The 12,493-nt window shown below is 53.6% G+C and carries 16 protein-coding genes; all 16 read right to left on the reverse strand.

Features of this window, described 5'->3' with window-relative positions; translation table 11 throughout:
* Window positions 1-5: 5 nt before the first annotated feature.
* Window positions 6-926, reverse strand: coding sequence for a cobalt ECF transporter T component CbiQ (gene cbiQ / locus D888_RS0119150; RefSeq protein ID WP_020678187.1), 921 nt, complete (start codon window positions 924-926; stop codon window positions 6-8).
* Entirely contained in the window at window positions 923-1,543 is a 621-nt protein-coding gene (gene cbiM / locus D888_RS0119155; RefSeq protein WP_020678188.1) for a cobalt transporter CbiM, read from the reverse strand. The genes cbiQ and cbiM overlap by 4 nt, the downstream gene beginning before the upstream one ends.
* Window positions 1,544-1,625: 82 nt before the next feature.
* Window positions 1,626-1,919 carry a hypothetical protein gene (locus D888_RS0119160; protein WP_020678189.1) on the reverse strand — a complete coding sequence of 98 codons (294 nt, stop codon included), beginning with the start codon at window positions 1,917-1,919 and terminating at the stop codon, window positions 1,626-1,628.
* Window positions 1,916-2,248, reverse strand: coding sequence for a hypothetical protein (locus D888_RS0119165; protein WP_020678190.1), 333 nt, complete (start codon window positions 2,246-2,248; stop codon window positions 1,916-1,918). The genes D888_RS0119160 and D888_RS0119165 overlap by 4 nt, the downstream gene beginning before the upstream one ends.
* 18 nt (window positions 2,249-2,266) lie before the next feature.
* Window positions 2,267-3,064: a DUF4198 domain-containing protein gene (locus D888_RS0119170; RefSeq protein WP_020678191.1), complete on the reverse strand. Its 798-nt coding sequence runs from the start codon at window positions 3,062-3,064 to the stop codon at window positions 2,267-2,269.
* A gap of 184 nt (window positions 3,065-3,248) precedes the next feature.
* Window positions 3,249-3,701, reverse strand: a complete 453-nt coding sequence (msrA, locus tag D888_RS0119175) for a peptide-methionine (S)-S-oxide reductase MsrA (RefSeq protein WP_020678192.1) — start codon at window positions 3,699-3,701, stop codon at window positions 3,249-3,251.
* Window positions 3,698-4,585: an ATP-binding protein gene (locus tag D888_RS0119180; RefSeq protein ID WP_020678193.1), complete on the reverse strand. Its 888-nt coding sequence runs from the start codon at window positions 4,583-4,585 to the stop codon at window positions 3,698-3,700. Before D888_RS0119180 ends, msrA begins: the two co-directional genes overlap by 4 nt.
* Before the next feature lie 42 nt (window positions 4,586-4,627).
* On the reverse strand, window positions 4,628-6,220 hold the full coding sequence (locus D888_RS0119185) for a DUF445 family protein (protein ID WP_020678194.1): 1,593 nt from the start codon (window positions 6,218-6,220) through the stop codon (window positions 4,628-4,630).
* An 18-nt stretch (window positions 6,221-6,238) separates the two neighbouring features.
* Window positions 6,239-7,234: a sugar phosphate nucleotidyltransferase gene (locus tag D888_RS0119190; protein ID WP_020678195.1), complete on the reverse strand. Its 996-nt coding sequence runs from the start codon at window positions 7,232-7,234 to the stop codon at window positions 6,239-6,241.
* Window positions 7,231-7,722: an OmpA family protein gene (locus tag D888_RS0119195; RefSeq protein ID WP_020678196.1), complete on the reverse strand. Its 492-nt coding sequence runs from the start codon at window positions 7,720-7,722 to the stop codon at window positions 7,231-7,233. The genes D888_RS0119190 and D888_RS0119195 overlap by 4 nt, the downstream gene beginning before the upstream one ends.
* Window position 7,723: 1 nt before the next feature.
* Window positions 7,724-8,311, reverse strand: coding sequence for a Gx transporter family protein (locus D888_RS0119200; RefSeq protein WP_020678197.1), 588 nt, complete (start codon window positions 8,309-8,311; stop codon window positions 7,724-7,726).
* Window positions 8,292-8,678, reverse strand: coding sequence for a NusG domain II-containing protein (locus D888_RS0119205; RefSeq protein WP_020678198.1), 387 nt, complete (start codon window positions 8,676-8,678; stop codon window positions 8,292-8,294). Before D888_RS0119205 ends, D888_RS0119200 begins: the two co-directional genes overlap by 20 nt.
* A complete protein-coding gene (locus tag D888_RS22550) occupies window positions 8,669-9,664 on the reverse strand; it encodes an FAD:protein FMN transferase (RefSeq protein ID WP_020678199.1) in 996 nt (331 codons plus the stop codon). The genes D888_RS0119205 and D888_RS22550 overlap by 10 nt, the downstream gene beginning before the upstream one ends.
* Window positions 9,658-11,007 carry a 30S ribosomal protein S12 methylthiotransferase RimO gene (gene rimO, locus D888_RS0119215; protein ID WP_020678200.1) on the reverse strand — a complete coding sequence of 450 codons (1,350 nt, stop codon included), beginning with the start codon at window positions 11,005-11,007 and terminating at the stop codon, window positions 9,658-9,660. Before rimO ends, D888_RS22550 begins: the two co-directional genes overlap by 7 nt.
* 37 nt (window positions 11,008-11,044) lie before the next feature.
* Entirely contained in the window at window positions 11,045-11,530 is a 486-nt protein-coding gene (locus tag D888_RS0119220) for a YajQ family cyclic di-GMP-binding protein (RefSeq protein WP_020678201.1), read from the reverse strand.
* A gap of 154 nt (window positions 11,531-11,684) precedes the next feature.
* On the reverse strand, window positions 11,685-12,461 hold the full coding sequence (locus D888_RS22555) for a LolA family protein (RefSeq protein WP_020678202.1): 777 nt from the start codon (window positions 12,459-12,461) through the stop codon (window positions 11,685-11,687).
* Window positions 12,462-12,493 lie beyond the last annotated feature (32 nt).

Raw genomic sequence — 12,493 nt, forward strand, 5'->3', positions numbered from 1 at the left:
GTTCCTTAGAATCCGGCCGGGAGCAGTTGATCCCAGATCACCAGCAACAGGCCACAGCCCACAACCAACAGCGTTTTTAAATAGTCGGCAGGACAGGACTTAAAGCGGAAAGGCTGAGGCCAGGTGCCCTGGTAGCCGCGTGCCAGCATCGCCATGTGCACCCGCTCGGTGCGTTCAAAACTGCGCACAAAGAGCATGCCGACATAGTTTCCAACCGAACGCAGGGTGGCCATATTGGTCGCTTTATGAAAACCGCGCACATCCATACCGATCTGCATGCGCCTGGCTTCGTGCATAAAAACATAGAGGTAGCGGTGGCTAATCAGCAGCAGTTCTGAGATGCGCTGCGGCACCCCCATCCGCGAGAGTCCCGCCAGGGTTTCAGGCAGCGGGGCCGTCGCCAGCAGAGGCTCCATCAACAGCGCTACGCTTGCTGCACGCAATATAATCAGGAGCGCAAGATCAAGTCCGCGCAGGTTGAAGGTTAGCCAGCCGAGTCCGTTAAAACCGATAAGCTGGTCGCCCGCCAGATGTACCGCCGTCAGGGGCAGCATCAGCAGAAACATCGACAAAAAGCCGGTCATCCCGACCAGACGCTTCAGCCCCCGCCGCCAGGGGATGGCAGCCATACGGTTGCCGATCAGGGCCAAAAGGACTGCAACCGCTGCCGATTGCGGATGTTTAAGTGAAACCGCCAGAAAGGCGACAAAGAGAAAACTAGCCAATTTAAAGCGGATGTCCCAACGGTGTACCGGCGAATCGCCGCCAGCAAATTCTATTTGCGGCACTGACCAGTCACGCTCCCTGCCGCCTTGTTCCTTACGTGCAAACCCGAGCAGCATGCGAAATCCGAAATAGACCGTCAGGGGCAACAGCAGGAGCACCAGTAGCCAGAGTGGAGAAACGATCAGGAGGGTTGCATTCACTTTTGGCCCTTAAGTGCAAAAGGGGTCTCGAGCAGTTCAGGCTTCACCTTGAGTAAAAAGGAGACAATCATTGCGGTGACCCCGGTTTCGATCAACACCACCGGGATGTGCGCGATCAGAGCCAGTTTGGCGACGCCGTAAAAATCCTCGCCGCCGCTGGCCAGAAGCAACGCCAGAAGTAAGGCCGCAAACACAGTCGCCCCGCCGCCGCAAAGAGCTCCGACAAAAATCCGCTGTTTCCTGCTCCGCCCTTTAAAATGATAAAAAAACCAGCCCGCCAATAACGCAGGCAGACCCATCATCAACATATTAGCCCCCAAGGCAGTCAACCCGCCAAACTGAAACAGCAGGCACTGCAGCACCAGTCCGAGAGCGATGGCTAAAAAAGCCGATGGGCCTAGCAGCGCACCGACTAGGCCGGGAATGATCAAATGCACACTGGTCGGGCCGAAGGGCAGATGAATCAACGAAGCGACAAAGAATGCCGCGGTCAGCACCGCCACCTTGGGCAGGTCTTCACTCCGGGTGCGTTTAACACTCCAGGTACAGATCCCCGCACTGACAACATAGGTGCCAATAGCGACTGATATAGGGAGAACTCCGTCAGAAATATGCATAGCATCCCAGAGTAAAAGTAAAAACTAAAACGGAGAAGAAGGGTCCACGCCAAAAAAAGCGCCTGTGAATTGTTGCCCTGCCTCAGACATCCCGCCGCGCCCGCTTTCGCGCGTCGATCATCATAGCGACACCGCTGAGACCAAAGATCAGACCAAGACCACCAAAGACCTGGGGCCAACCGGCTTTCTGTTCTTTGTTACGTTCCAGCGCGAGGGCCCGTCGGGCCTCGCGCAACTGCTGGTGTAGATGCTCATTCTGTTGTTCGAGTTGGGCAATCCTGGCGCCAGCATCGACGATAGGATCTGCGGCACTAAGAGGGCCTGCCAGACAGAAAAGCATCACCATCAGGGGGAGGAGGAGGCGAAGATCTGTCATTTGCCCGCCTCAATTTCGGCTTTTTTCAGGATGAAGCTGTTCCGGTGTCCCATACTCGCGCTGATCACTATCTTGAGATCCTCGACCTCGGGGATTGCAATCTGGTAACGACCGGAATCATCGGTCGCTCCCGCAACCAGGAGCTGATCCTGGTTGTCAAAAATTTCAATCCGTCCCTGTTTGACCTTTTTCCCGTCGGGGAAATAACTTTCAGTGTAGATGACGCCGCCTTCAACGTAGGCGAACAGATTGACCTTATGGGCCAGCGCCGGGCTGACACACAACAAACACAGAACAAGCGACAAACTTAGCAGCTGTAATGACCGCATTTTTTTATCTCCTTGAAATTACTGCAGATCGGTCACATGCACCCAGTAAACTGCTCCAATTTCAACAGCCTTATCGATGCCGTCATGTTGCAATTTCCAATCTGCTTCACTTAAGGCGGCAAAGCCCCACCAACCGCTTTTCGGCATGGCAAAGTGAAATACTCCACCGCCATCAGTCTTAACCACCTGAGTCACAAAGGGATCACTCGGCGCATGAATCGGTGCGCCTTCGGCCGCCTCGTTCAGATATTCAACCTCAACCTCAATAAACGCCGCGGGCTTCCCCTTTAGCAGCACCTGTGCCGAAAAGAGATTCCCCGTCCACAAGCCATAGGGCCGGGTCAGTGGCACGATTTCAGTTTCCAGGCCGACGGCCTGGTCCCATCCCGTCTGCAAACCAAAAGCATCGACACAAACCTTGGTGTAGTGAAGGATATATTTGTCCTCGGCGGGCTCCCAGTAGGGGGTTGGTTCTACAAAAAAGGTATAATCGCCGGGTCGCCGGATCTTGTAGTCACCGACCCAGTAGGTAAAATCCCGCGTTTGAGTCGGACCGCGCCCTTTGCGCGCCTGTAATTTGTCACTCAGATCCGTTATTTTCCCCGCATGAAGCACACCAAAACGCTGCGGCTTCACCATTTCCAGATAATGCCCTTCATATGGATGAAGAAACTTGACTTGCAAACTGAGGGTCCGATTGTCGGTCTGTGTCAGAATATCATCCGACGGCAGAATCAACCCAAAATGTGCCATCGCAATGGATGCAGAGCACAGAATCAAAGCGCAAACCAGCAACAACCGCCAACGGTAATCCATAATTTAAATCCTCCGGCGTAACACCAATGCAATATTCGTGACACCGGATTTTAGGAAAACAGTATTTGCCCGTCAAGTACAAATGTTACGAAATTAAATTTCGTGCTACAGAAGATTTAGGGTCTTTTCAAGGCGAGGCATCGCATGCAGTGAAATCAAATTTCGGACGCATTTAGCGCCGAGTCTACTTGTCCAGATACTGCTGGTGATAATCTTCAGCACGCCAGAAAATCCCGGCTGAAGTAATTTCGGTAACGATCGGGGCGGCGTGTCGACCGGAGTCGGTTTCAGCTTGTCGGCTCTTTTCGGCCGCTCTTCGTTGATCTTCTTCCGTATAAAAAATAGCGCTGCGATATTGGCTGCCAATATCCAGACCCTGATAATTTCTACAAGTCGGGTTATGCAGCCGCCAAAAGTGCTCCAACAGCCTAGTGTAGCTGACCTGCTGCGGATCAAATTCAACCATGACAGTCTCGGCATGTCCGGTTTCTCCCGTACAGACCTGTGCATAGGCCGGGTTCGGCCAGTCGCCCCCCATATAACCGACGACGGTCGCAGTCACGCCTGAAACTTCAGCGAATTTCTTTTCCACCCCCCAGAAACAACCAGCTGCGAAATAAGCACGGGTCATGTTCATTTTTTATCCTTCCGCATACGTCGTCCAACTGAATACTGAGCAAACTGCAGCGCAGTTCGCCCACAACGCTTACTCTTGGCGCGTGACCATTCAATCGCCTCGCTACACAGCTCCTTATCCCACAGTGGGGGAATCCCCTGCTGGTGACAGATCCGGGCGAGGGTTTTTTCTACCACTTCAAGATACTGATCCTGACTGAAGCTGTTAAACGCGACCCAGAGGCCGAAGCGGTCCGAGAGCGAGATTTTCTCTTCAACCCCCTCGCCGTGATGAATCTCATTATTCACCATTTTAGCCCCGAGATTGTCGGTTTCATATTCGGGCAACAGATGACGGCGGTTGGAGGTGACATAGATCCGCACATTTTCTGGCGCAGCATAGACCGAGCCATCCAACGCACTCTTCAGCACCTTGTAGCCCGTTTCTCCCGGCTCAAACGAAAGGTCATCGCACAACAGAATGAAACGATACGCCTGTCCGCGAATTGCAGCAAAGATATCGGGCAGGTAGACAAGATCATCTTTATCGACCTGAATAACGCGCAATCCTGAGGCGGCATAACGATTGAGCAGGGCGCGCACCAGGGTCGACTTGCCGGTACCACGCGTCCCCCAGAGCAGGACATTGTTTGACGGGAATCCATCGAGGAACTGACAGGTGTTTTCTTCCAAAATGCGCTTTTGGGCGTCAATGCCGAGCAGATCGTCGAGCTGCACTGGATCGAGCGCATCAACCGGATGCAGAAACCCGGCAAAGGACTGGCGACGCCAGCTCGCGGCATGGCAAGACTGCCAGTCAAGCGGCTCAATCGCTGGGGGCAGTAACTGTTCGACGGCAGCCAGCACGCGTTGTAATTGCGTTTTCAAAACAGGATCATCAAACATGACCACTTCCTTTCACCAGATCCTGCCGGGCAGGGTCAGCCTTCAGATCAACCGGAGGAGAAACAGATTGAGCAGGCCGATCAGAAACCCAAGCAGCCCCCCGAACAGATTGATGTATTTAAACTGCTCCTGCATGATCCCCATCAGCAGCCCTTCAACCTGAAGCAGATCCAGACTGTTGACCTTCTCTTCGACCATCCGCTGCACATTCAGGGTTTCGACCAGGCGCGGAGCTTCCCTTTTCAACAGATCCTCGACCAGCTGACAAAGAGCCGTTTCGAGTTCCTGACGCAGATCATGCGGCATCCGCGCCGAGAGCAGTCCGAGTGGTTTTCGATACAGCCATGCTTCACTTTGCTCAAGGAGTACGCGCTCAAGGGTTTGCTGTGCCTGAGGTGAACGGAGCAATTCAAGTAACTGGTCGGCCAACTGCTTCTGCAAGGTTTCGAGCGTGCCAGCCGGCAGACTTGCGCGCAGCATGCTGTCGAATGAGCGGTCTTTGAGCCGGTCCAGGGCCGTCTCGGCCAAGCCTAATGCGGTATCTGCGGTGCGCCTGGACTGCAGGGCAACGAGCGCCTGTTTCCGCACAAACCCGCGCATGCCACTGACCTTTTCATGGGAGAGCTTGTCCAGATAGCTCGCCAAGGGACGCTCCAGCAGCGCTTCTATCCGTTCACGCATCGCTCCGGCCAGTTGCTGCTGGGTCTTCTCCTCTTTCAACCAGGCGGCGACCTCGTCCCCGGCCTTGTCCAGAAATTCGGGGATCTTTGCATAGATCTTGTTCAGATCCATAAATCCGCTCAGCAGCCCCGCCAGCCCCCCCAAAGAATCGAGAAAGGAATCGACCGCACCCTTCCCTTTTGTGACCAGTCTTTCGCGAAAGTCAGGATCATAAAGCATCCCGCCGAAACGTTCGATCAGGGGAGGTATTTCCCGTTCAAGTTGATTCAGCAGCAGTTCAACCAGCTCTGGCGGCAGAAGTTCACGCAGGGGGCGCTGGCTGGCGATAAGCCGTTGCGTCTTGTGATCAACATACTGACCGACGGTTTCTGCCAATTCCGGAGATTGAAAAAAAGCACTCAGCTTCGTATCAAGATGCTGCTGCAGAAGCTGATAACGCTCCGGGGTAAGAAACCCCTTAAGATCTCGGGCCAGCCACTGATCGGTCTGACACAAAAGATAGGTGCGCAGCTGCTCTTCAAATTGCTCGCTCTGCAGATAGGCAAAGATCAACTTTGCCAGTTTCGTGCGCACCAGTGCGACCAGCTCCCGAAAGCGCGGACGAAAGCGCGCCGGCACCAGGGTCTCGAGCGGCCCAAGCTCACGGTCAAGCAGCGTTCCGAGCTTGTCCGTGACCGCCATGCGTAATTCGCGCTGGATACCTTCCTTTGCGAAGGCGCGCCCGACATCATCTGCGGTCAACAGGTGATCACCGACCATATCGCCCATTTTGCGCGCCAGTTCCCCGCGCTTGGCCGGGATAATTCCAGGGGTCAAAGGCAAGCGAATGCCGAAGATGCGCCAGGCCCTTAAAGGCCGGAACAGCATGCGGATGGCAATATAGTTGGTGACATACCCGATCAGCGCCCCAAGCAGAGGGGGGACCAGATAGGGTAGTATCTGCTCGATGGTCATTCCGTTCACTGTATCCCTTTACTGATCCATTTCAATGATCGAGTGATCACCAATATTCATCCGCCGAGGCGAGCCGACCAGGGTCACCACATCACCCAACAAGGATTGATCCAGGATCATATTGGTGACGTGATTTTCGGCATTGATAATCGAATCGGAGATGACGCTCTTGTCTATTCTACTCCCAGCCGCAACCGAGACATTCGGCCCGATAATTGAATTTTTTATAATGGCGCCCTGTTCAATATGTACCGGTTCAATCAGAACCGAATTTTCCACCACACCATGGTTATGATGCCGACCCTGTAGCAGGAAGCGGTTGGTTTCGAGCAAGGTTTCGGGTTTGCCACAATCGAGCCAGGCTTCGATCTCGGGGGCGCGGAGAGTCTGACCAGCGGCGATCATGCGCATAAAGACCGCAGGCAGGTAATATTCCCCCTTCACCGTATCTCCTGCGGTGATGGTCTGTTCGATCACCTTCATGAAGCCGCGACCATCCTTCAGATAGTAGAGCCCGACCTGTGCCAGGCGCGAGATCGGCTTATCTGGCTTTTCGACCATATCGACAATCCGCCCGTCACGCACCACATTGACGCCAAAGCGCTGGTAATCTTCAACCTCTTTGGAATAGATCAGGCCGTCAGCGTCGGTACAGAGTTGTGGAATTTTGGTCAGATCGGCGACAAAAATCGTGTCATTGAAGACCACCAGCAGATCGTCTCCGTCCTCAATCGCCGGGGCCGCTAAAGCCACGGCGTGAGCCGGTCCCAGGCGTTGCTGCTGGACAAAATAGCGACACTTCAAGTGGGGAAATTTACGCTCCATGAAATTTTGCACCTGCTGCCCGTTTTCATCGGTTATAAACAGATATTCACTGACGGGGAGAGGCTCAAGACGACTGATGATATGTTCCAGGACGGTTTTGCCGGCGACATGCACCAGAGACTTGGCTTTGGTGTGAGTGTGCGGGCGCAGGCGGGTCCCTTTGCCGGCGACAGGTAGAATGACCTTCATTTTTTTACTCCCTTGTCGGTGGTTGATCCCTTCTGAAGGAGCTGCATTTCAAGCGGCGCCCCCTCTCCGGCCACAGCGTTAAAGGTTATATTGCTTGAATTCACCCCTGAACTCTTCAGATAGGTTTGCATGACGATTAGCCGCGCGTCAGCAAGACTCTGGTCATAGGCCTTTCCTTCTCCAGTTTTCGCGCGCAATGTCAGCTGCCAGGTGCGATGAGAGTCTTTCATCAGGCGGATCATAGGATCAAGCATGTCCGGACCACCGGGCATTGGTAAAACGGAGCCGGTCGCAAATAGGGTCCCCACCGGAAACCTGACAGTCAAAGGGTCGGTGCCAGAGACCAGAACTCCGGGAAGCTGGGACAGTCCGGCGCGCAACTGGGGAAGGTCGATTAGGCTTTCGGGTTCAACCCCGGCCTTCGGATGAGTCCCAGCTGCGCAGGCCGCCAGCAGCGAACAGATCAGCAAAAATATATATTTGCGCATGCTATTTTTCCTCAGTCGGAAAATGATATCCGAACCCTTTACGGACGGTGGAAAAGGCCGGATGCCGCAGCAGGTAATCGACCAGCAGGTCAGAAACCAAACCGTTAATCACTCCGCTGACCAGGGCAACCAGCAGGAAAACCGGTAACAGCAGCCAGATCGCCTGGTGCTGCACCACAACCAGATCGGCAATCAGCAATTGCCCAAAAACATGCCCAGTAGCGCCCAGTACCGAAAGCCCGACCAGCCCGATTCCTCGCTTGAGCAAGATAGCCCCGGCACTCATCAGCAGGCAGGCCCCCAGAACACCGGTGAATGAGAGGAGAAACCCCGGACCGAAGAGGTTGCCGATCAGGAGGCTACCGATGAAAACCCGGCTGAGACTAAGAATCCACATCGCCCGCAATCCATAGAAGGAGAGCGCTGTCAACGCCAGGATATTTGCAAGCCCGATACGAAACCAGGGGAGTGGATTCGGCAGCAGAACCTCAAAGGTGTGCAAGCCGACCGCCAGAGCGATAAACAGCGCCATGAAAACGCGCTGCCGGGTCTGGGCCAGATGCTGATCGTCACCGACTGAGCAGGTCATATCCCCCCGCAGCTTCCCCTTCAATCCTCACCACCACTCGATTGGGCACGCAGGCCAGAAGATCTCCACTGCGATGAACCTCCCCCATGCCGATACAGATTTTGCGCGGACAAGGGGATGCCAGCACCCGAACCTGCCCCCCTTTAATTTCAATTTCTGTCTTTCCGAGTGGCCCCTGAAATTCAAGTTGGCGATTCTGGTTGAGGGGTCCGACAAAAGCGATCTTCTCCCCCGTATAAACAATCACCTGCTCTCCAGGGGGACGGCCGAGGCTCAAAAAAAGGCTGATAAGCAGGGCCGACACCAGCAGACAGATGACCCAACAATCAGTGCGAGTAATCCGTTGCCAGAGCGAAGTCACCGCCATTTTAGCCGATCCTTAAGACCACTGGTCATGACGGCATGCCCATCAGCGGCTACGATCAGACCTTCGACATCAGGATATTTCTCGAGAAAGGCCAACCCCGCTTGGGGGCCAAGAACAAAAGTTGCGGTTGCCAGTGCATCCGCTTCGCCGACGGTTGCGGCGATAACCGTGACACTCTGGCACCCCCGCGCAGGCATCCCGGTTTGTGGATCAAAGATATGATGATAACGCACTCCATCCTGCATAAAGAATCGTTCGTAATCGCCTGAAGTCACTATCGCGCGCTCACGCAGTTCGATCGTCGCCAACAACTCACCAGCTTTGCGCGGATGCTGAATGCCGATCTTCCATGGCCGTTCACCGTGACCACCCAATAAACCTATATCTCCACCGGCGTTAATGCTCGCCGAAACGAGACCTGCAGCGCGTAAAACCTCCAGCGCCCGATCGACCGCATAGCCCTTGGCAATCCCACCCAAATCAAGCTGAACGCGCGGATCAAGGCGCTTGACCTGCATACCCTTGATCTCCAGCTGATTTTCGGGACTCACTGGAATCAACGCCCTGATCTGCTCTTCTGTCGGCGCCTGTGGGTGAAGAGCCTGAAAATTCCACAGCTTGACCAGCCCACCCAGGCCCATATTGAAGGCACCGTGTGATTCCCGCGCAACCTTCAGCCCCAGGTGCAGCACCTCCACGACCTGTGCATCGACGGCAACCGGCCCCGTTGCCTTGTTGATCGCGGAAATCTGACTGGTTTCAATCTCCGGCGAAAACCGTTGTTCCTCGTCACGCATCACTGCAAATGCGGCGGATATCGCCCTTTCTATATTTTTTACGTCAGTGCCAACAACTTTGATCTCGACCAGAGTCCCCATAATCAAAGCCGTACGAGCGACCTCGGTCGAAGGCTCAGGGCGCTGCCACCAGACCAGCAACAGGATAAGGAAAAACCCGAGAATCAGGGTTAAGGGACGATTCAGCACCCCGAGTCCTCGACGATTTCACCAATAAGATCATACTCCGATGAATCAGAAATCCGCAGTTCGACCATCTCCCCGACCTCTGCCTGTCCGGCGGTTATCAGACAGCACCCATCGACATCTGGAGCCTGCCCGGCGCTCCGTGCCTTAAGAAGCAGTTCGGTCTCTTCACTGAAACCCTCGACCAGAACTTTTTTTATACTCCCGACCAGGGCCTGGTTATGCTCAAAGGAGATTTTGGCCTGTGCGATCATCAAACGTCTCAACCGGCTCTGTTTGGTGCGATCCGGGATCTGCCCTTTAAGCTTGGCAGCGCCAGTCCCTTCTTCACGCGAGTAGGCGAACACTCCGACCCGCTCGAAATGGCCCTCTTCAACGAAGTGGAGCAATTTTTCAAATTGTGCGGCGCTCTCCCCCGGAAATCCGACGATAAATGAGGTCCGGAGGGTCAAATCAGGGATCTGTTGTCGCAGCCTTTGCAAAAGGCGTTTCACCCCGGCGGAGTCGAGACGCCGATTCATCTGCTTGAGAATCTGATCATCAATATGCTGAAGCGGGATATCCAGATAGTTACAAATTTTCTCCTCACCTGCGATCAGGGCAATCAACTCATCGCTAATTCCGTCCGGATAGGCATATAAAAGGCGAATCCAGTCCAACTTTTCAATTTTTACCAGCTCACGCAACAGCGGTTCAATCGCCGCCCCGTCCTGCCGATCGGCACCATAGGCAGTGATATCCTGTGCGATCAGGTTAATTTCACGGACCCCTTTTTCGGCTAGGGCCCGGGCCTCCGTGACGACGGATTCAACACTTCGTGAGCGTAAAGCGCCGCGTAACTGCGGGATGATACAGTATGAACAATGGTTGGAGCAGCCATCGGCGATCTTGATATAGTTGGTATAAAAGGGGGAAGAATTCAAACGCGGGGTGCTGTGATCATAGAGGTAATCCGGTATGCCGATTTCCGTCGAACTCTCTTTGCGACCGAACTGACGATCGATCAACGCGACAATCCGCGGCGCATCACTGGTTCCCATAAACAGATCAACTTCGGGGAGCTGTTCGGCCAGCTCTTCTTGATAACGCTGAGGCAGGCAGCCACTGACGATCAACATCCGGCATTTCCCGGTTTGCTTGTAATCAGCGACATCCAGAATAGTCTCGATCGACTCTTCTTTGGCGTCCTGGATAAAAGAACAGGTGTTAACGACAATAATATCGGCCAACTCATCTTCAGCGATAATCTCAAAGCGTTCTGCCGGCAAATGACCGAGCATAACTTCTGCATCCACCAGGTTTTTCGGGCAGCCAAGGCTGACCAGGCTGATTTTCAATTTTTTCACAGGTGTCCTTTGGTCATCATCGTTCTGTTCACACGGATCAGGAACGCATATTTTCAAATTGAAGTTCGACGTCAAAATCTTTCTGTTTAAGCAACTGCATTACGGCCTGTAGATCATCAATTTTTTTACCAGCCACCCGCACCTGTTCTTCCATTATCTGAGCCTGAACCTTGAGCTTCGACTCTTTGATTGCTTTGACAATCTCCTTCCCCTTCTCTTTACTGATCCCTTGTACGATCGTGGCCTTCTGACGCACGGCCCCTGCCGAGGCATTCTCTTCGGCACCATAATTGAAGCACTTGGGCGAAACCTGCCGCCGCACCAGTTTTTCTATCAGAATCTCTTTTATCGCCTTAAGCTTATATTCGTCGGCTGCCAATATTTTAAGCCCCTCGGCCACCAGTTCGACTTCGTTGGTTGTCCCCTTGAAATCATAACGGGTGCCGATCTCCTTGACGGCCTGATTGACGGCATTGTCCACTTCTTGCATATCGACCTTGGAAACCACATCAAAACTTGGCATGGCAAAAATCTCCTTCTTTCAAATTGAGCGGGGCAGAACGCGCCCGGAAACCATGACATATAACACAAAGGCCGCCCCGGATAAAAGTTCCGGGACGGTCCTTATTTTGCCATTCATATTAGCGCGAACTGACGGAGATCCCCGCCAGTAATAACTAGAAGCCCATCTTCGTTCCGGTAGGTCGCACCACGTCAACCCCCGCGGGCTGGATAAACTGAAAAAAGCTGGTTGGGAGGCCACGGTTGAATCTAACGTTTGAGAATTCGATGGACGTACTATTATTGGCCGGATCAACAACGGTGGTGGCCAGAATTGGAAAATAATTTCCGACCTGATGATGTTCGACATAATCGGTCACTGCTCGACGATCGACCACAATCTGCAGCGAGTTAATCAGGCTTGAGACCCGATGCGGTTTCAGTTCAAGCACATAATTGCCATCCTGGTCATGATCCGGAATCGCCCAGCGTACGCTGAAATCCCGTGACAGGTTCCCAAGACCGGTCAGAAAGGTCATCGGGTTATCGGCGTGTTGCTGGGTCGCCTGTGCGATATCACTGACTATAACCTGCCGATTCTCCGGAAGATAGACCCACATGGTCTCGGCGTTAGAGACGACTTCCTGACGGGCCGGCTCCTGGTATTCCCAGCGAAACATCGCCAGCGGCACCTGTGATCCTCCCCGGTAATCGAAACGGAAGCTAACGTAGCCACTGCCACGTTGAATGCGGTCGATTGCGGCGATTTTTGATTGTTGAAAAAAATCAGCCTGAAAATCAAAGATTCCCGACTTGTCACTGCCACGCGCCTGGACAACACCTGGCTTAAACGGCTTTTGCAGTGCCTCGGCAACATCATTCAGACTGATATTGACGGCACCGCAAACTCCGGGGACTAATATGAGTAGCAACAGGATGATATATTTTTTCATTTCAAGCTCCTTCGGATTTAATCATGGTTTAA

The sequence above is a fragment of the Geopsychrobacter electrodiphilus DSM 16401 genome, from assembly GCF_000384395.1.
Lineage (GTDB): Bacteria > Desulfobacterota > Desulfuromonadia > Desulfuromonadales > Geopsychrobacteraceae > Geopsychrobacter > Geopsychrobacter electrodiphilus.